Source organism: Chitiniphilus purpureus, assembly GCF_025642115.1.
In the GTDB taxonomy this organism is placed as follows: Bacteria; Pseudomonadota; Gammaproteobacteria; order Burkholderiales; family Chitinibacteraceae; genus Chitiniphilus; species Chitiniphilus purpureus.
The window spans coordinates 744,480-762,500 of sequence record NZ_CP106753.1 but is presented as its reverse complement, the minus strand read 5'-3'; the positions used below and the strand labels follow the sequence as shown (position 1 = coordinate 762,500).

Sequence of the window (18,021 nt, the reverse complement as noted above, 5' to 3'; positions counted from 1 at the left end):
CGATCGATGTTGAAGATATCGAGGTGGGCGAACGGCTCGTCGATGAACACGAAGCCGGTCGGATTCGATTCATCCATCATCAGGCCGATCAGCAGGATCAGCGATTTCATCACCTGTTGGCCGCCCGAGGCTTCGCCATCGTTCAGGCCCATCATGCCCTTCTGGTCGAAATTGAAGCGGGCGGACAGGCCTGCCTGCGCCAGCGTCAGGTCGTCGTTGTCCAGTTGCGGCAGCTCAAGCTCGACCTCGATGCCGGCAAGCTCGCCCAGCCGCTTCACGTTGCGGCCATAGGCGCGCACCGTGGCCTTGAGCTTGTTGATGTACGCGGCGCGGGCCTCGTCGGCCAGCAGCCCGGTACGCATGACCTCGCTGCGATGCAGCCGGGTATCACGTTCGAGCGCGGCATAGTCGGCGGCAAGCTTGTCGCGCCGCGCGACCACAGTGGCGTCGGTCTCCCAGTCGCCGGCGCCAAGCCGGCTGCGTTCGTGCTCGATCATATGCAGCACTTCGCGCGAACCGCCGTAGCGCTCCTTGAGTGCACGCAGCTCGGCCGCAGCGCTCAGCGCTCCCGGCAACGCACCTTTGGCTTCGCGCAGGGCGCGGATCAGGCGCGACTGCTCTTCACGCTGGCGCGCCGACTGATCCAGCAGCATGCCGACCTGGGCATCGAGCCGGGCGCGACCGTCCTTGAGCCTTTCGAAGGCGATCCGGCCTTCTTCGCGGGTGTTGCGCATCTGCTCCCAGGCGGCATGGGCGGCGGCGAGCGCGGCGCCGGCCTCCTGGGCGCGTCGTTCCTCATCCGGCCAGCGTTCGGCCACCGCGGCGAACTCATCTTGCCGCGCGGCGAGCTGCACCACCGCCTGCATGCCCATCAGCGACTGGGTCAGCATCGAGATATCGCGCTCCAGGTCGCCCAGCCGCGACTCATCGGCGAGCAACTGCTCGTTCAGCTCGCGCAGCCGCCGGCTCACCTCGGCCAGCCGCGAATGGCGCGCTGCCTCGCCGAACGCATAGTCGCCCGGCTTGGCCGAGATGTCGCGGGCACCGCGGCGTTCCTTGTGAAAGCCGTCGCGGGTGATCCAATCGCCATCGAGCTTTTGGCCATCGGCCACCGAGCGGGCGCGCTGGGTGCGGTTGAGCAACCCCGCAAGCCAGGCCGGCGCATCGGCCTTGAAGTCGACGATCTCGAGGATCGAATTGGCGTTAGCCCGCGCCACCGGCTCGCGCTCGGGCACGATGAAGTGACGGTATTTCAGTTCCTGGCCGATCTCCCAGGCACGCTGCCGGTCGGCGCTGCGTTCGAGCAGGATGATGTGGCGATACGGCGCCAGCAGTGCCTCCACCGCATCCTGCCAGCTGTTGTCGCGCACTTCGACGATCTCGGTCAGCAACTGGTGGGCGATGCCGGCTTCATCCAGCGCGGCACGCATGCGGGCAACGAAATCGGGATGCGGCGGGCGGCCCTGTTGCAACGCGAACTGGGCTTCGGCAAGGCGCTGGCGCTCCTCCTTGGCCATGCGGATGGCCTGCTTGAGCTCGGCAGCCGCCTCCTTGTGCCGGGCAAGCCGGTCGTTGAGCGCAACCGCGTCCGCACCGTGCTCCAGCTCGGCAAGCTGGCGCAGGCGCTCGGCCTCCTTCAGCGTCTTTTCGCTGTCGCGCGCCACATCGCGCGCATCCTGGAAGGCCTTGAACGCCGCATCGTACTCTCGCCGCGCCGCGTCCTCGTGCGTCAACGCCTCGCGCTGCACGGTCTCGGCCTGCCGGTATTCGACATCGATGGCATCGAGCTCGTCCTGCTTTTGCTTGAGCGCGCGCCGGCTGCCCTTGAACTGGTTGATGTAGCCGCGCAGGCTTTCCCACTGTTCGACATAGCGCAGCGCCGGCACCACCTGGGCTTCCAGCTGTTCGACGTCATCCTGCAATGCGCGCCATTCCAGGTGGTTGTTGGCGCGCAGCTTGAGCCGCTCCACGTCGACCCCGAGCGCGGCCAGCTGCTGCTCCATCTTGCCAAGCTCGCCCTCGGCCTCCTTCAGCCGCAGTTTGGTCTCGGCATAGTGATCGAGCACTTCCTTGTCGCCGAACACCTGGAACACCAGATCGAGCAACGCCTTGGGACTGTATTCACACAGCTTGTCGGTATCGCCCTGCTCCAGTGCCAGCACCTCGGCAATGGCGGGCGTCAGCCCGGCCTGCTCCAGCCGGCGCCTGTATTCGTTCACACCGATCCAGGCAAGCTGCGCTTCGGTCTCGGCGGTCAGCGTCACGTTGCCCTCGGCGATGGCGTACTGCCGCACCCAGTCGCCGCCCTGCTTCTTGATGCGGCAGAACAGCGTCACCTCGTCGCAGGTCAGCGGGAAGAACAGATAGGGAAACAACCCGCCACCGCTGCGACGCGGGTTGCTGGCCACGCCGCGCAGCCAGGCGTAGTTCTCGCGGTTGTTGCGCACGTAGCGCTTGTAGTCGCGCCGGCCCGAGCACTTGAGCGCCAGCAGCGTGCGCAGCGCGTCGAGCAAGGTAGTCTTGCCCGAGCCGTTGGGGCCGACGATGGTGACGATCTGGGCATCGAGCGGCACACGTACGGCGCGCCAGAAATCCCAGTGGATCATTTCGAGTTCGCGGATCTGGAACATCAGCCTTCCTTGCCTTGCCTGCCGCACCGCGTGTTGCGCCACAGGCTCTGTCTAATCAACTGCATCGTGTCGCGATCGCCGGATCGGCATGCCACCGCCGGATGCGGGGGCATGGGGTGCCCGGTTCAGTCGCCCAGCTCGACCGCCTCGTCGGCTTCTTCGCCATCCGCCTCGGGCGCGGCGGCGATCCGGGTGCCCGACAGCTTGAGCACTTCGCCCAGCGCGCCCTCGATGATGCGCGGTGCGAGCCTGGCGTAGTCGATCATCAGGTCCAGAAGCGGCCCTTCGAAGATCAGCTTGTTGCGGCGCACGACGAAACCGAGCTTGGCAAGCTGCCCCAGGTTGGCTGAAAAGCGTGTCTTGCCACCCAGCTTCTTGCCGAAGTCGGCGTAGATCGCGTCCTCCGGTACACCGGGTGCCATCTCCTCGCCGTGGGCGATGGGCTTTTGCTCGCCGAACATGTCCGACTGCGTGTCGCCGGCGCTGGCGGCACGGGCGATCTGCCGTTCGCGTTTGGGCAGGATGATCAGTGCCCAGATCACGACCAGCAGCGCGATCGCATCGCGCGGCAGGCCCATGTTGTTGGACAGCCAGTTTTCGCCCTCGCCGAACACCCAGTCTTCCATCTCGGGCTTGAGGCCAATGGCGATGTACTCGGCGTAGGGGTTCTCCAGCAGTTGCAACCCGCACTCGGCAAGACGATGCTCCAGGTGCTCGCGGAACGACTCGTCGATCAGCGCGCGGCGCGCAAGCGGGTCGCGGCGGGGGATGAAGCGGTGCGCCAGCAGGCGCGCCACAAGGATGTTGAGGGCTTGATCCATCGTGTTCCCTAAATACGCTCAAGGCGGCCACGTGTCAGCGTGGCAACATCCGGGTGGTCAAGCTCGTCGACCGCCTCCTCGGTGACGAAGGCAAGCGGCAGCTTGACAAGGTCGGCGACCACACTCTGCTCCAGCGCCGCTTCGGCATCACCCAGCAGCGACAGCAACGACAACCGGTACGCGGTTTCCGGGTAGCTGTCGGCCAGCACGGCGTCGGCCAGCGGCGCGGCCGTGTCGATGCCCTTGAGCAGGGCATAGAGTTCTTCGGCCAGCAGCAGGCGCTCGGCCTCGACGGCCGAGACGGATGCCGCAAGTTCGGAGGTGGGCAGTGCGGAGGCGGTGTCATCGACCCGCTCGCGTTCGATCAGCTCGAACTCGGCCACATCGAGCAGGATGTCCGATACCACGAAATCCGGTTGCGGCGCGAAGCTCAGCAGGTCGCGCCCCAGCGCGGCCAGTGCCTCCTGGCTCTGATCGCGCAGCCAATCGGCCACGTTGGTCGAGGTGAGGCCGGACTGCCCGAGATGCACCCGCTGGGCGGCCAGCTCGGCCAGCCGGCGCTGGAACACGCCGGTCATGCGCAGCATGCGCCCCTGCGCCAGCGCGATGGCCTGCGCCACTTGGTGTACCGCGCCGTCGGTACTGTCGTCCGCCAGCACCTGCCGCATCACCTCGGTGCCTTTCTCCACCCAGCGCCACACGCTTTCGAGCTTGGCGCGCGCGCTGCGGATCTGGAATTCAGACTGCGACTCCAGCGCCTCATCGAAATCGGCATGCAGTTCGTTGAGCCGGGCCAGCAGGTGCTGCAAGGCTTCGGGCGCGATATTGCCGACCGCCTGGCCGGCAGCCACCTGCGCGGTCAGATACCCAAGCTCGGCCTCGCCGTCGGCGAACTGGGTCAGGGTCGCCAGCGCCGCCAGCGCGACGCGCCCGGGTTCGGACAGCGCATACAGTGCCGCATCGCTATCCCACACCAAGAGGCCGTTGTCGCGCAGGCGCTTGAGCACCGTCTCACGCTTGACCGGATTGATATAGGCAAAGCGCGCGTCCAGCTCCTGCGGGCTCCAGCGCGGCGCATCGGCTCGCGCGCCGATCTCGCGCAGCATCAGGAGACGCACCAGCACCTCGTCCTCCCCGCCCCGGAACAGCGTGATCAGCGCATCCAGGTAGGGCTTGGCGCGCAGCAGGCCGGCGAGCCCGCCAAGATCGCGTGGGTCGAAGCCGGGTTGGAAGAAGTCGGAAAGCGAATCAGCTTGCATGGAAGGGAATCAGGCACCGGTCCAGGTCTGCCGGGCGGGCAGCGCCCGCAGACCGGCACGCAGGCAGAGCGGCGCCATCAATTCTCGTCCGGATCGAAGGCATCGAGCGCGTCGGCTTCGTCTTCATCCAGTTGCGGCAACGGCGGCTGCAGCGCGACCGCCTCGCGTTCCAGTGCCCGCGCAGCCTCCAGGTAATCCATGATGGCGTAGGTCAACTCACGGCAGCCTTCGCCGGTCAGACCGGAGATGGTGAACACCCGCATGAAGTGCGGATCGAACACCGCCAGCGGATCGGGCTGGCGCTCGGATACGGCCATCGCGTCGAGGAAGGCGGCGATACGTGCCTCGCGCTCGTCGTCCGACACCATGTCAAGCTTGTTCAGCACCAGCCAGCGCGGCTTGCGGTAGAGCGCTTCGTCGTACTTGCGCAATTCCTCGACGATGGCGCGCGCCTCGGCCACCGGATCGACATCCGGATCGAACGGCGCAAGGTCGACGATATGCAGCAACAGGCCGGTGCGCTGCAGATGCTTGAGAAAGCGATGGCCAAGGCCGGCACCGTCGGCGGCGCCTTCGATCAGGCCGGGGATGTCCGCGACCACGAAGCTGCGGTTGTCGTCGATGCGCACCACGCCCAGATTGGGGTGCAGCGTGGTGAACGGGTAGTCCGCCACCTTGGGACGCGCGGCCGAGACCGCAGCGATGAACGTGGATTTACCGGCATTGGGCATGCCCAGCAGGCCCACGTCGGCCAGCACCTTGAGTTCGAGCGCCAGCTCGCGGCGTTCACCTTCCTCGCCCGGCGTGGTCTGGCGCGGCGCGCGGTTGACCGAGCTCTTGAAATGGATGTTGCCCCAGCCGCCCTTGCCACCCTTGGCAAGGCAGATGCGCTCGCCGTCACGGGTCAGGTCGGCCACCACTTCGCCGGTCTCGGCGTCGGTGATCAGCGTGCCCACCGGAAAGCGCAGCTCGATGTCGTCACCGGCCGCGCCGTAGCAATCGGCGCCGCGGCCGGATTCGCCGTCCTTCGCCTTGTATTTCCTGACAAAGCGATAGTCCACCAGGGTGTTGATGTTCTGGTCGGCCAGCGCCCAGACCGAGCCGCCCTTGCCGCCGTCGCCGCCGTCCGGGCCGCCGCGCGGTACGAACTTCTCGCGGCGCATGCTGGCCGAGCCCTTGCCGCCCTTGCCGGCGATCACTTCGATTCTTGCTTCGTCGATGAATTTCATAGGCCAGGCCCACTGGTGATCCGCAGCCCTCACGCCGATGGCGCCGGGCGATGCCGCGATGATACGCGTGCCGTACCGTGGTGGTGCGGCACCCTGCAATGAAAAAAGCCCTATCGCAGGATAGGGCTTCGCGAACCGGAAGAGCAGCTTAGATTTAAGCTTCTTCGCCGGTGTACGGCAGCACGGTCACGGTGCGGCGCTTGGCTGCGCCCTTGACCGCGTATTGCACATAGCCGTCGACCAGCGCGAACAGCGTGTGATCCTTGCCCATGCCGACATTGTCGCCCGGATGGAATTCGGTGCCGCGCTGACGCACGATGATCGAGCCTGCCGGAATCAGCTCGCCGCCATACACTTTGATGCCAAGGCGCTTGGCCTGGGAGTCGCGGCCGTTACGGGAACTACCGCCAGCTTTTTTGTGTGCCATGGTATGTCAGCTCCTGATTACGCTTCGATCGCGTCGACGCGGATTTCGGTGTAGTTCTGGCGATGGCCTTGACGCTTCTGGTAGTGCTTGCGGCGACGCATCTTGAAGATGCGGACCTTGTCGTGCCGACCCTGCGAGATCACCGTCGCCTTGATGGCAGCCCCGGCCACCAGCGGTGCACCGATCTTCACTGCGTCACCGTCCGCCACCATCAATACTTCATTCAGTACGATCTGGCTGTCGATGTCTGCAGCAATCTGTTCTATTTTCAATTTTTCGCCGACGGCAACCTTGTACTGCTTGCCACCGGTTTTTACGACTGCATACATAACGAGCTCCAAGAAAATTTGGATGCGCGCCCCATGCGCGCGCCCCACCGGCCCGATGGGGAACGCGCGACTATACGCCCGACCTGCTTTTACGTCAAACACTTAGCGCCGCCCACAAAGCCCGGCGCAGCGATCCTGGCAAGCGGCGCAACACGGGCTGAAGGGCAATGAAGCGGCCCTGCCGCGCTCGCCGACGGCACCGGCGATACCGTACGCGCGCGCAACGCGACCAACGTGTGCGGCGGCGCCCCGCCCGCCCCGGGGCACCGCGCAAGGCGCGGCGGGATGAGTCCGGCAGCGCCCGCCACCGGCCGCACAACCTGCTCCCGGCCTGTCGCGCGGGCGGCTGGACGCGCTGCGCGATTGTGCGGCGGCATGCTAGTATTGCCGGTTTGGTTCGACCTCAAATCTGGGACGGGAGCGCGCGTGGCGACGGAATTCGTCAAGTCGGTCATCGGCAAGGATATGGCGGCCGTGGACGCCCTGATCCGCGATCGCCTCTACTCGGATGTGGTGCTGGTACGCCAGGTCGCGGAATACATCGTCACCTCCGGGGGCAAGCGGTTGCGGCCGATGATCGTGCTGCTGGTGGCGCAGGCACTGGGCTACCGGGGCGAGTTGCATCACCGCTTGGCCGCCGTGGTCGAATTCATCCATACCTCCACCCTGCTGCACGACGACGTGGTCGACGAATCCGGCCTGCGCCGCGGCCGTGCCACCGCCAATGCGCTGTTCGGCAATGCAGCAAGCGTGCTGGTCGGCGACTTCCTCTACACCCGCGCCTTCCAGCTGATGGTCAGCTGCGGTTCGATGCGGGTGATGGAAGTGCTGGCGGACGCCACCAACATCATCGCCGAGGGCGAGGTGCTGCAGTTGATGAACATCGGCAATGTACAGATCGACGAGGCGGGCTACCTGCACGTGATCCGCTACAAGACCGCCAAGCTGTTCGAAGCCGCATCGCGCCTGGGCGCCATCCTGAGCGAAGCCCCGGCGGACCTGGAAGACCGGCTCGCCCGCTACGGCATGCACCTGGGCACCGCCTTCCAGATCGTCGACGATGTGCTCGACTACAGCGGCAGACAGGACGAAATCGGCAAGAACCTGGGTGACGACCTGGCCGAGGGCAAACCGACGCTGCCGCTGATCCACACCATGCAACACGGCAGCGCCGATCAGGCCCGGGTGGTGCGCGAAGCACTGCAGCACGCCCGGGGCGAGGATTTCGCCGCGGTGCTTGACGCGGTGCAAGGCTGCGGCGCGCTGGACTACGCGCTGGCGGTGGCAGAGCGCGAAGCCGCCAGTGCCAAGGCACTGCTGGCCGACCTGCCGGACAATCCGGCCACCGAGGCACTGCTGCAGCTGGCCGAACTGGCCGTGAACCGGAGCAGTTGACATCCTTTCAGTGCCACACGCATAATTGCGCCTCTTTGCAAGTCGGGGTGTAGCTTAGCCTGGTAGAGCGCTACGTTCGGGACGTAGAGGCCGGAGGTTCGAATCCTCTCACCCCGACCAGAATCCGAGAGCCAGACCAACGTCCAGTTGGTCTGGCTCTTTTGCATTGTGGGCGCTTTGCCGCCCCGCCCTCCCGCCGAGCCCATTCCCCTCCCCGCATCATCACCGCCACCGCTGCAGCCCGCGCGCGCCTTGCGCCAACGCCCCATCCACCGATTCCCGGCGCAGCGTCGCGCCTTGCCGGCCTTCCTCCGCTGTTGGGATTTCAACATCCTGCGCAGCGCAATGTTGATTTCCAAACACACGGCGTCCAGCGCCGCACCCCGCCCCGCCATCCCGTTATCCAAATGGATTCAATGACTTGATCTGATCAGCGCGGGCAATCCGGCCCGTGGCACGGTGCTTGCAATTCATGACCTGTCATAACGAGTTGCCGCGCCATGCCCGACACCCTGCACCACACCAGCCAGCCGCTCTACAGCCGCATCCGCGACGAGTTGCGCACCTGCATCCATGTCGGTGCCTATGCACCGCATGAACAGCTGCCCTCCGAAAGCGCGCTGATGGCGCAATACAGCGTCAGCCGCATCACCGTGCGGCAGGCGCTGGGCGAGCTGGAAAAGGAAGGTGTGCTGTTCAAGGTGCCGGGCAAGGGCGCCTTCGTCTCCAGACCCAAGCCATTCCAGCAACTGGCCCGACTGCAGGGCTTTGCCGAGGCGATGCGCGAACATGGTCACGAGATCTGCAACCGGCTGCTCGGCATCCGCACGTTGCCGGCGGGCGCTGCGGTCGCCGAACGGCTGCGGCTGCCCACCGGCGCCCCGGTCACCGAACTGCGCCGGGTGCGCCTGCTCAATCGCGAGCCGGTGTCGCTCGATGTGACCTATGTGGCGCCGCATCTTGGCGAGCGCCTGGCACGCGAGGATCTCGCCACCCGCGATGTGTTCGTGATCCTGGAGAACGACTACGGCATCGCGCTGGGCCACGCCGACCTTGCCATCGATGCGCAGCTGGCAGATGGCGATACCGCGGCCCTGCTCGGCCTGCCGGTGGGTGCGCCACTGCTGAAGATAGAACGGCTGACGCACGACCGTGACAGCACGCCGATCGATTTCGAATACCTGTATTGCCGCTCCGACAGCTTCCAGTTCCGGCTGCGGGTTGCGCGATGACACGTTTTATCGACCCAGGGCATCCACTTTCTGCAAGCTCCCGGCAAAGCCGGGCGCGTCCGGAAAGTGGCATGCCGCCCAACGCAACCCTCTTGTTCCACCCCGCCTCCCCTCGCCCTCGCCGCCGCGAGGGGGCCTCGCTGCGCTCGTGGGCTGGCCGGGCGGACATGTTTTTTTGTGCCGGGCAGGCACCCATCCAGCCCGCCGCTTCGGTCGGCGGGGCGAAACCCGTTTTATTCAAGGAAGCAAACCATGAACACCCTCGAACGCGAGGTTGATGTCCTTGTCATCGGCGGCGGCACCGCCGGGCCGATGGCCGCGGTCAAGGCCAAGCAGGCCGGGCCCGATCTCAAGGTGCTGCTGTTGGAAAAGGCGCATGTGAAGCGCAGCGGTGCCATCTCCATGGGCATGGATGGGCTCAACAACGCCGTGGTGCCGGGCTTTGCCACGCCCGAGCAGTACGTACGCGAGATCACCGCCGCCAACGACGGCATCGTCAACCAGAAGACCATCCTCGCCTACGCAGAGCACAGCTACGCCATGATCGAAGAGCTCGACCGCTGGGGCGTGAAGTTCGAGAAGGATGAGACCGGCGACTATGCAATGCGCAAGGTGCACCACCTGGGTACTTACGTGCTGCCCATGCCCGAAGGCCATGACATCAAGAAGGTGCTGTACCGGCAGCTGAAGAAACACCGGGTCGAGATCACCAACCGCCTGGTGGCCACCCGGCTGATCGTCGGCGAGGACGGCCGCATCGCCGGCACCTTCGCCTTCGACTGCCGCACCGGCGACTTCCACGTGGTGCGTGCCAAATCGGTGGTGCTGGCGTGCGGTGCGGCCGGAAGGCTGGGTTTGCCGGCCTCGGGCTACCTGTTCGGCACCTACGAGAACCCGACCAATGCCGGCGATGGCTACAGCATGGCCTACCACGCCGGGGCGGAGTTGTCAGGCATCGAATGCTTCCAGATCAACCCGCTGATCAAGGACTACAACGGCCCGGCCTGCGCCTATGTCACCGGTCCGTTCGGCGGCTACACCACCAACAGCCGCGGCGAGCGCTTCATCGAGTGCGACTACTGGTCCGGCCAGATGATGCAGGAGTTCCACAACGAGCTCTCCGGCGGCAATGGCCCGGTGTTCCTCAAGCTCGATCATCTGGCCGAGGAAACCATCAGCACCATCGAAACCATCCTGCACACCAACGAGCGCCCCAGCCGGGGCCGCTTCCATGCCGGGCGCGGCACCGACTACCGCGAGCGCATGGTCGAGATGCACATCTCCGAGATCGGCCTGTGCAGCGGCCATTCGGCCTCCGGCGTGTGGGTGGACGAGCACGCGGCCACCACCGTGCCTGGCCTCTACTCCGCCGGCGACATGGCGTGCGTGCCGCACAACTACATGCTGGGCGCCTTCGTCTACGGCCGCTTCGCCGGCGAGTCGGCGGCGCGCCATGCGCAGGCGCACAGCCATGCCGTTGTGGCTGCAAGCCAGATCGACGCCGAGCGCCAGCGGGTGTGGGCGCCCTTGCTGCGCGAAGCCGGCCTGCCGCCGGCCCAGGTGGAATACAAGCTGCGCCGCATGGTGAACGACTACCTGCAACCGCCCAAGGTCACCCGCAAGATGCAGCTCGGGCTGGAGCGCTTCGAGGCGATCCGCGATGACCTTGAGCTGCTGCACGCGCGCAATCCGCACGAGCTGATGCGGGCGATGGAAGTGCACGCGATCCGCGATTGCGCCGAGATGGCCGCGCGCGCCTCGCTCTACCGCACCGAAAGCCGCTGGGGGCTCTACCACGCCCGCGTCGACTACCCGGAGCGCAACGACGCCGAATGGCGCGTCCACGTGCAGCTCCACAAGAACGCCGCTGGCGAGATGGCGTGCTTCAAGCGGCCGCTGGCGCCCTACGTGATCGCGATGGACCGGGACGAACACGCCGCCTACCAACAACTGCGAATCAACAAGGAGGCCGTACCGGCATGAGCTTTCCCACCTTTTCCCTCGCCCAGCAGCGCAGCAGCGTGCCGGTGCGCATCGACGATGAAAAGTGCATTGCCGACAAGGGCTGCACCGTATGCGTCGACGTCTGCCCGCTCGATGTGCTGGCCATCGACCTCACCCGCGGCAAGGCCTACATGGCCTTCGACGAATGCTGGTACTGCATGCCGTGCGAGAAGGATTGCCCGACCGGGGCGGTGCAAGTCGACATCCCCTATTTGCTGCGTTAGCGCGGCTAACAAAGCCCTCCTGGCTGTGTCGCGCTCGCTTGCCGTACGACTTGTACTGTCTACGCTTCGCGCTTCGCGCCAGGACCGCTTCGCTGGGCTTTGTTAACCGCTCTTAGCTGCCGCTGCTTCACCCATACAAAAACCACTGGAGACCTGAATGAAACTCACCCACCAACTCGGCGCGCTCGCGCTTGCCCTCTTCACCGCTGGCCTCGCGCACGCTGAAACGATCCGTATCGCCATCGGCACGCAGGACACCACCATCAATTGCGCTACCGGCGGCGTGCTGATCCGCGAGCTGAAGCTCCTGGAGAAATACCTGCCGCGCGACGGCAAGTACAAGGATGCGCAGTACGACATCCAGTGGAAGAACTTCACCTCCGGCGCGCCGCTCACCAACGAGATGGTCGCCGACAAGCTCGACATCGGCTCGATGGCCGATTTCCCCGGCTCGCTGAATGGTGCCGCCTTCGACAAGGCCGGCAAGAAGAGCCTCTTCATCACCGTGCTGTCGGGCAGCACGCAGGGCAGCGGCAACGGCATCGTCGTGCCCAAGGCGTCACCGATCCAGTCCATCACCGAGCTGCGCGGCAAGGCCATCTCGGTGCCGTTCGCCTCCACTTCGCACGGCATGCTGCTGCGCGCGCTGAAGGCCAATGGTATCGATCCGGAGAAGGACGTCACCATCATCACCCAGGCGCCCGAGGTGGCCGGGCCCGCGCTGCAGGCGAACAAGATCGACGCGCATGCCGATTTTGTGCCGTTCGCCGAGCTGTTCCCGTACCGCGGCTTTGCTCGCAAGATCTTCGACGGCTCGCAGGCGAAGACCCCGACCTTCCACGGCTCGCTGGTCAACGCCGAATTCGCCAGGAAATATCCGGAAGTCGTGACCGCCTTCCTGCGCGCCGCGATCGAGGCCGACCGGCTGTTCGCCGCCGAGCCCGAGAAATACAGCGACCTGATCGAGAAGACCACTGGCATCGAGGCCGAGGTCGCCTACCTGTTCCACGGCCCACTCGGCCTGCAGACGCGTGATTTCAGCTGGAAACCCGAGTACCGTCAGGCGCTGAAGACCTCGATCGAGACGCTGCGTTACCTCAAGCGCACCGATGCCGATCTCGACGTGGCGAGCTTTGTCGATGATCGCTACATCCGCGCCGCCTTCAAGCAGGCCGGGCTCGACTACGAAGCGCAGCTCAAGGACTACAGCAAGCTGCCGCTCAACGCCAAGGACGTGCTCACCGGCAAGCCGATCACCGATTTCCGCCGGCTGGGTCAGGTGTGGGTCGAGGGCGAGCCCAAGGTGCGCCACTACGCCACGCTGGAAGCGGCCGTGGCCGACGCCCGCCGCATCGAGGCCGGCGGCAAGCGCATCCGCGTGATCTACGCGCAGGACTACGGCAGCGGCATCAAGCTCTTGGCGCGCCAGGCCTGGTTCGCCCAGGACGGCAAGGGCCAGCTCGCCGCCTTCCTGCTCAAGGATGCCGCCGCGACCTGGGCCAAGGCCAACCACGCCAAGGTAGTGGACTACGCCAGCATCCAACCCGCCGCCAAGCTGGCCAGCCACTGAGGCCGGGGCGATGCGCGCACTTCATCTCAACCCGGCTGCCGGGGTGCTGCCCGCCGCATCGCTGCTCGCCAGCGTGCTGCTGTGGCACCTGTTGGCCACCTACAAGCCGCACCTGGGCCTCGTCACCTTCGCCAACGCACCGTCGCCGCGCGAAGTGTGGGAGGCCGGGCAGGCGCTGGTGCAATCGCCCAAGCTGCTGTTCCACCTGGGGCACAGCCTCTACCGGGTGTTCGCGGGCTTCGCCGCCGCGGCGATTGCCGGCATCGCGCTCGGCCTTGCCATCGGCCGCTTCGGCTGGGCGCGCGGCACGCTGCTGCCGCCGCTGGAGGTGCTGCGGCCGATCCCGGCGGTAGCGTGGATTCCGCTGTCGGTACTGCTGTTTCCGTCATCCGAGGCGTCGATGATGTTCATCACCTTCGTCGGCGCGCTGTTTCCCATCCTGCTCGCCACCATCCACGGCGTGGAAGGTGTCGATGCGCGCCTCATCGCCTCGGCGCGCAGCCTGGGCGCACGGCGCTGGCGCGTGTTCGCCGAAGTGGTCGTGCCCGGCGCCGCACCCGCCATCGTCACCGGCCTTGCCATCGGCATGGGCACCTGCTGGTTCTGCCTCGTCACCGCCGAGATGATCTCGGGGCAGTTCGGTATCGGCTACTACACCTGGGAGAGCTACACCTTGCAGAACTACGCCAACATCGTGGTCGGCATGCTGCTGATCGGTGTGTTGGGCATGGGCAGCAGCGCGCTGATCCGCGCGCTCGGCCGGCTGGCCATGCCCTGGCAGGGCGCGACGCGATGAACGCGCCGCTTCCGCTTGCCACCACCGCTGGCCGCATCGCGCTTGACCAGGTGGCCATCCGCGTCGGCCACGGCAAGGATGCCTTCACCGCGGTCGAGGACGTCACGCTCGACATCACACCGGGCGAGTTCGTCTGCCTGCTCGGGCCATCGGGTTGCGGCAAATCGACGCTGCTCGGCGCGCTGGCCGGCCACCTGGCGCCCGCCTCTGGCGCGCTGCACGTCGATGGGGCCAGCGTCACCGGGCCCTCGCCCGAGCGCGGCCTGGTATTCCAGCACCACACGCTGTTCCCGTGGCGGCGGGTGATCGACAACGTGGCCTTTGGCCTCAAGATGCGCGGACTCAAACGCGCCGAACGCCATGCCGCCGCGCAGGAACTGCTGGCGCTGGTGGGGCTCGCCGGTTTCGAGCAGCGCTATCCGTCGCAGCTCTCCGGCGGCATGCAGCAGCGGGTGGAAATCGCCCGCGTGCTGATCGGCCAGCCGCGCGTACTGCTGATGGACGAACCGTTCGGCGCGCTCGATGCGCTTACCCGGCTGAAGATGCAGCAACTGCTGCTCGACGTATGGGCACGCTTTGGCACCACCGTGGTGTTCGTCACCCACGATATCGACGAAGCGTTGTTCCTGGCCGATCGCATCCTGGTGATGGGCCCACGCCCGGGCCGCATCGTCGAGGATCTGCGGCTGCCATTCGCCCGCCCGCGCGATGCCGCGCTCTCGACCAGCGCCGACTTCATTGCGCTCAAGCGCCATTGCCTCGCGCTGCTGCACCACGACGCACCGGCCCAGCCGCTGCCGCGGCTGACGCCGCTGGGCGCGCCCGACGTGCATGCCCTGCAATTCGCCATCTGACGGAACGCCCATGACCGACACCCTGGCCGCACTGAGCGGCGACCCCGACTACCTGGCGCTGACGCCCCGGCTGAGCGACACCGACGCCGCCACCCGCCGCATCGCGCTGATCGAACTGGCCGACCACGGCGACCCGGACCACCTGCCGGCACTGCTGGCCGCGCTGGACGACCCGGATGGCACCGTGCGTGCCGAAGCCGCACGCCTTGTGGCCGGCTGGGACGAACCGGACGCCGCCGTCACGCTGGCCGGACAACTGGCCGCGCGCCTGCTCGACCCTGAGGCGGCGGTGCGCGAGGCGGCGGCGCAGACCCTGTCCGAGCTGAAGGCGCGCGAGGCCGGCCCCGCGCTGCTGCCCTGGGCGCGGCACCCGGATGCCTTCGCCCGCGCCGCCGCATTGCGGGCGCTGCGCGAACTGCGGGTGCCGCAGGCGGGCGATGCGGCACTGGCGGCGCTGCCGCACGCCGATGCCGCCGTGCGGCGCGAAGCGGTGGGCGTGCTTGGCTGGCTCAAGCTGGCCGACGCGCTGCCCGAGCTGGCCAGGCTGGCCCGGCACGACCCGGATGCCGAAGTCCGGCGTGCCGCCACCGGCGCACTGGGCTATGCCGGCAGCGATATCGTGCTGCCGGCGCTGCTGGCGGCACTGGCCGACCCGCAGTGGCCGGTGCGCGAGGAAGCCGCCGCCACGCTGGGCAAGCTGCGGCTGGCCGGCGCGGCGCCGACGCTGATCGGCACGCTGGAACACGATATCTGGCAGGTGCGGATCAAGGCGGCCCGCGCGCTCGGCCTGATCGGCGACGCCGCCGCGCTGCCGGCGCTGATCGCCAGCCTCGCCCACCCGGTCGGCAACCTGCGCAAGGAAGCTGCCATCGCACTGGGCGAGATCGGCGACCCCGCGGCCCAGGCCGCGCTTGACGTGGCCGCCGCCGACCCCGATCCGGAGGTACGCAAGGCGGCGCGCCTGGCCATCAGCCGACTGGCCACGGCATGACGCCGCTCGAAATTCGCCTGACTCCACAGGCGCTGACGCTGGTCTGGCCGGATGGCAGCGCCACGCTCTCCGCCCAGGCACTGCGTGCGGCCTGCCGCTGCGCCGATTGCCATGCTGCCGCGCTGCGCGGCCAGGCCGTGCCGGTCCCCGTCGCAACCGCGCTGGCCGGACTCGCGCCGCTGGGGCACTACGCGGTGCAGCTGCGCTTTGCCGATGGCCACGAGCGCGGCATCTATCCGTGGCCCTATCTGCAACAGCTGGCCGCCACGCAGGAGGCCACGGCAGCAAACGGACCGCTCCGGAGCGGCGGCTAGCCGCGCAGCAGCCGGAAGCTCTGGTCCGGCTCGGCCTGGCCGCCCGGGCTCCAGCCGAGGGCACGGCGATAGCTGCCCAGCAGGGCCGTCTCCTCCAGCTGTGCCGGCACCACCGGCACCGTGCGCTCGGCGAAGGGTGCCACGTAGAGCGCGTCGACCGGGCAATAGGCTTCGCACATGAAGCAGGTCTGGCAGTCGTGCTGGCGGGCGATCACCGGGTTGTCGCCCGACACCACATCGAACACGTTGGTGGGGCAGATCTGCACGCACAGGTCGCAGTTGATGCAGCGCTCGGCGCTGATGAGTTCGATCATGCCGCCAGCACCTCGCGCCCCGGGGTGCCATGCCAGGGCGCACGGTGGCTGCGCGTCCACACCTGGTCGAGCCCGCCGCTGTACAGGTAGTGCCGTTGCGCCGGGTCCTCGCCGGCATGGTCGAGCCGCTTGTGCATCCCGCGCGTCTCGGTGCGTGCCAATGCACTGCGGTACATCCAGCGCGCGGTGGCCAGCATGGCTGCGGCCTCGCGTTCGCGTATCCGCTCGGCGGCGGCTTGCGCCGGCGCACTGTGCCGCACGGCCTGCCAGTAGCCGTCGAGCCGCGCCAGCGAGGCGGCCAGGCCCTCGGCGCTGCGGAACAGGTTCTTCGAATAGGGGTGCACCTCGGCCTGCACCGCCCGCACCAGTGCGCGCGCATCCAGCACACGTCCGCCCCATTGCGTGGCGACGGCGGCGGGGCGGCCGTGGGCGCGCGCGCCCCGGTGGAGTGCGAAACGCGCCGCGGCCTCCCCGGCCCAGCAGCCGGACGAGGTGGCCCAGGCGGCATTGTGGCTGCCGCCACCGGTGAAACCGCCGCAGATCAGCTCGCGCGTGGCCGCATCGCCTGCGGCATACAGCCCACGCACCGTAGTGGCGCAGCCGTGGTCCACCAGCCGTAGCCCGCCGGTGCCGCGTACCGTGCCTTCCAGCCGCAACGTGATCGGGAACAGCTGGGTGAAGGGGTCGATGCCGACCCGGTCGAATGGCAGGAAGAAATTGGGCTGGGCACCGCGGGCGTGGCGGCGCTCGTCCTCGCTGGCCAAGTCGAGCAGCGCGTAGACCTGCGTTCCCGCTTCCAGATGGCGGGCGATCACGCTGCGGCCGTGCTTGGCACCGGCACCCTCGATCACGCGGCCATCCTCATCGCGGAAGGTGGCCCAACGGTAGAACGCCGACTTGGTCACCGACGAGAACGCCGGCGACAGCCCGTAGGCATTGGAGAACTCCATGCCGGAGAACTCGGCCCCGCTCTCGGCCGCCATCAGGTAGCCGTCGCCGGTCAGCACATTGCAGCCCAGCGCATTGGAAAGAAACGCGCAGCCGCCGGTGGCCAGCACCACCGCACCCGCATGCACGCGCCAGGTTTCGTCGCGCTGCCGGTCCACCCCTTCGGCACCGACCACCGCGCCCTCGTCATCCAGCAGCAGCTGCAATGCCGGGCTCTGGTCCAGCACCCGGACCCCGGCCTGCTTGACCACCCGACGCATCAGCCTCATGTACTCGGGCCCTTGCAGCGAGGTGCGGCGTTGCCGGCCGGCATCATCCACCGGGAACGGATAGCCCCACTGCGCCACCTGTTCGAGGTTGGCGTAGGTCTGGTCGAGCACGCGCTCGCCCCACTCGCGATCGGCGAGGTGGCCGCCGAGTGCCTCGCGGCTGGCGAGCGCCGCCGCGCGCGCCTCGGCCTCGGGCGGCACGTACCACACCCCGGTGCCCGACGGCGCCGTCGCCCCGGAGGTACCGACATAGCCCTTGTCGGCCAGCACCACCCGGGCGCCCGCCTGTGTGGCCCGCCAGGCTGCCCAGCAGCCGGCGGGGCCGCCGCCGATCACCAGCACATCGGTCTGCAGGGTGCGCACATCCTGTACGCGGGTTGGATTCACGGTCATGCAGGGCTCCTTGTGGCAGCGG

At 67.4% G+C, this 18,021-nt stretch carries 17 protein-coding genes and 1 tRNA gene (1 of these 18 cut by a window edge); 10 read left to right on the top strand and 8 right to left on the bottom strand.

Annotation, left to right across the window (positions count from 1 at the left end; all coding sequences use genetic code 11):
* The 6 genes from N8I74_RS03495 to rplU all read right to left on the bottom strand — a co-directional run.
* A protein-coding gene (locus N8I74_RS03495; RefSeq protein ID WP_263125538.1) for an ATP-binding protein crosses the window boundary here: on the bottom strand, positions 1–2,630 show its 5' portion. Its footprint begins 184 nt before the window's first position; only the first 2,630 of its 2,814 coding nucleotides appear in the window; it begins with the start codon at positions 2,628–2,630; the stop codon falls past the left edge of the window.
* Positions 2,631–2,755: 125 nt separating this feature from the next.
* Positions 2,756–3,451 carry a hypothetical protein gene (locus N8I74_RS03490; protein ID WP_263125537.1) on the bottom strand — a complete coding sequence of 232 codons (696 nt, stop codon included), beginning with the start codon at positions 3,449–3,451 and terminating at the stop codon, positions 2,756–2,758.
* Positions 3,452–3,459: 8 nt separating this feature from the next.
* Complete coding sequence (locus N8I74_RS03485) at positions 3,460–4,710, bottom strand: hypothetical protein (protein ID WP_263125536.1); 1,251 nt, start codon at positions 4,708–4,710, stop codon at positions 3,460–3,462.
* Positions 4,711–4,787: 77 nt separating this feature from the next.
* A complete protein-coding gene (gene obgE / locus N8I74_RS03480) occupies positions 4,788–5,939 on the bottom strand; it encodes a GTPase ObgE (protein ID WP_263125535.1) in 1,152 nt (383 codons plus the stop codon).
* A 154-nt stretch (positions 5,940–6,093) separates the two neighbouring features.
* On the bottom strand, positions 6,094–6,366 hold the full coding sequence (rpmA, locus tag N8I74_RS03475) for a 50S ribosomal protein L27 (protein ID WP_263125534.1): 273 nt from the start codon (positions 6,364–6,366) through the stop codon (positions 6,094–6,096).
* Positions 6,367–6,383: 17 nt separating this feature from the next.
* Positions 6,384–6,695 carry a 50S ribosomal protein L21 gene (gene rplU / locus N8I74_RS03470; protein WP_263126709.1) on the bottom strand — a complete coding sequence of 104 codons (312 nt, stop codon included), beginning with the start codon at positions 6,693–6,695 and terminating at the stop codon, positions 6,384–6,386.
* 465 nt (positions 6,696–7,160) lie between these two features.
* Between rplU and N8I74_RS03465 the strand changes: the two genes are divergently transcribed.
* From N8I74_RS03465 to N8I74_RS03420, 10 genes are all read left to right on the top strand, one after another.
* Positions 7,161–8,090: a polyprenyl synthetase family protein gene (locus N8I74_RS03465; RefSeq protein WP_263126708.1), complete on the top strand. Its 930-nt coding sequence runs from the start codon at positions 7,161–7,163 to the stop codon at positions 8,088–8,090.
* Between the two features lie 43 nt (positions 8,091–8,133).
* Positions 8,134–8,210, top strand: a tRNA-Pro gene (locus tag N8I74_RS03460).
* A 380-nt stretch (positions 8,211–8,590) separates the two neighbouring features.
* Positions 8,591–9,322 (top strand): GntR family transcriptional regulator, encoded by a 732-nt coding sequence (locus tag N8I74_RS03455; protein WP_263125533.1) that lies wholly within the window; start codon positions 8,591–8,593, stop codon positions 9,320–9,322.
* A gap of 252 nt (positions 9,323–9,574) precedes the next feature.
* Positions 9,575–11,305: a fumarate reductase/succinate dehydrogenase flavoprotein subunit gene (locus N8I74_RS03450; protein ID WP_263125532.1), complete on the top strand. Its 1,731-nt coding sequence runs from the start codon at positions 9,575–9,577 to the stop codon at positions 11,303–11,305.
* Positions 11,302–11,550: a 4Fe-4S dicluster domain-containing protein gene (locus N8I74_RS03445; RefSeq protein ID WP_263125531.1), complete on the top strand. Its 249-nt coding sequence runs from the start codon at positions 11,302–11,304 to the stop codon at positions 11,548–11,550. Before N8I74_RS03450 ends, N8I74_RS03445 begins: the two co-directional genes overlap by 4 nt.
* A gap of 157 nt (positions 11,551–11,707) precedes the next feature.
* The gene (locus N8I74_RS03440; protein ID WP_263125530.1) at positions 11,708–13,120 is read left to right on the top strand and encodes an ABC transporter substrate-binding protein; all 1,413 of its coding nucleotides are present in this window, start codon (positions 11,708–11,710) and stop codon (positions 13,118–13,120) included.
* A gap of 10 nt (positions 13,121–13,130) precedes the next feature.
* Entirely contained in the window at positions 13,131–13,916 is a 786-nt protein-coding gene (locus N8I74_RS03435; RefSeq protein ID WP_263125529.1) for an ABC transporter permease, read from the top strand.
* Positions 13,913–14,770 (top strand): ABC transporter ATP-binding protein, encoded by an 858-nt coding sequence (locus tag N8I74_RS03430; RefSeq protein ID WP_263125528.1) that lies wholly within the window; start codon positions 13,913–13,915, stop codon positions 14,768–14,770. The genes N8I74_RS03435 and N8I74_RS03430 overlap by 4 nt, the downstream gene beginning before the upstream one ends.
* Positions 14,771–14,780: 10 nt before the next feature.
* Complete coding sequence (locus N8I74_RS03425) at positions 14,781–15,761, top strand: HEAT repeat domain-containing protein (RefSeq protein ID WP_263125527.1); 981 nt, start codon at positions 14,781–14,783, stop codon at positions 15,759–15,761.
* Complete coding sequence (locus tag N8I74_RS03420) at positions 15,758–16,075, top strand: DUF971 domain-containing protein (RefSeq protein ID WP_263125526.1); 318 nt, start codon at positions 15,758–15,760, stop codon at positions 16,073–16,075. Before N8I74_RS03425 ends, N8I74_RS03420 begins: the two co-directional genes overlap by 4 nt.
* Here N8I74_RS03420 and N8I74_RS03415 read toward each other — a convergent pair.
* Positions 16,072–16,389, bottom strand: a complete 318-nt coding sequence (locus N8I74_RS03415) for a 4Fe-4S dicluster domain-containing protein (RefSeq protein WP_263125525.1) — start codon at positions 16,387–16,389, stop codon at positions 16,072–16,074. The two genes, N8I74_RS03420 and N8I74_RS03415, sit on opposite strands and share 4 nt — an antisense overlap.
* Complete coding sequence (locus tag N8I74_RS03410) at positions 16,386–17,999, bottom strand: FAD-binding protein (RefSeq protein ID WP_263125524.1); 1,614 nt, start codon at positions 17,997–17,999, stop codon at positions 16,386–16,388. Before N8I74_RS03410 ends, N8I74_RS03415 begins: the two co-directional genes overlap by 4 nt.
* Positions 18,000–18,021: the final 22 nt, after the last annotated feature.

Bases quoted from the DNA above. Each gene is read 5' to 3' on its own strand.
- N8I74_RS03455 (WP_263125533.1), top strand. From the start codon at position 8,591: ATGCCCGACACCCTGCACCACACCAGCCAGCCGCTCTACAGCCGCATC.
- N8I74_RS03435 (WP_263125529.1), top strand. From the start codon at position 13,131: ATGCGCGCACTTCATCTCAACCCGGCTGCCGGGGTGCTGCCCGCCGCA.
- N8I74_RS03415 (WP_263125525.1), bottom strand. From the start codon at position 16,389: ATGATCGAACTCATCAGCGCCGAGCGCTGCATCAACTGCGACCTGTGC.
- N8I74_RS03410 (WP_263125524.1), bottom strand. From the start codon at position 17,999: ATGACCGTGAATCCAACCCGCGTACAGGATGTGCGCACCCTGCAGACC.
- N8I74_RS03450 (WP_263125532.1), top strand. From the start codon at position 9,575: ATGAACACCCTCGAACGCGAGGTTGATGTCCTTGTCATCGGCGGCGGC.
- obgE (WP_263125535.1), bottom strand. From the start codon at position 5,939: ATGAAATTCATCGACGAAGCAAGAATCGAAGTGATCGCCGGCAAGGGC.
- N8I74_RS03425 (WP_263125527.1), top strand. From the start codon at position 14,781: ATGACCGACACCCTGGCCGCACTGAGCGGCGACCCCGACTACCTGGCG.
- N8I74_RS03490 (WP_263125537.1), bottom strand. From the start codon at position 3,451: ATGGATCAAGCCCTCAACATCCTTGTGGCGCGCCTGCTGGCGCACCGC.
- N8I74_RS03440 (WP_263125530.1), top strand. From the start codon at position 11,708: ATGAAACTCACCCACCAACTCGGCGCGCTCGCGCTTGCCCTCTTCACC.
- N8I74_RS03445 (WP_263125531.1), top strand. From the start codon at position 11,302: ATGAGCTTTCCCACCTTTTCCCTCGCCCAGCAGCGCAGCAGCGTGCCG.
- N8I74_RS03485 (WP_263125536.1), bottom strand. From the start codon at position 4,710: ATGCAAGCTGATTCGCTTTCCGACTTCTTCCAACCCGGCTTCGACCCA.
- rpmA (WP_263125534.1), bottom strand. From the start codon at position 6,366: ATGGCACACAAAAAAGCTGGCGGTAGTTCCCGTAACGGCCGCGACTCC.
- N8I74_RS03465 (WP_263126708.1), top strand. From the start codon at position 7,161: ATGGCGGCCGTGGACGCCCTGATCCGCGATCGCCTCTACTCGGATGTG.
- N8I74_RS03430 (WP_263125528.1), top strand. From the start codon at position 13,913: ATGAACGCGCCGCTTCCGCTTGCCACCACCGCTGGCCGCATCGCGCTT.
- rplU (WP_263126709.1), bottom strand. From the start codon at position 6,695: ATGTATGCAGTCGTAAAAACCGGTGGCAAGCAGTACAAGGTTGCCGTC.
- N8I74_RS03420 (WP_263125526.1), top strand. From the start codon at position 15,758: ATGACGCCGCTCGAAATTCGCCTGACTCCACAGGCGCTGACGCTGGTC.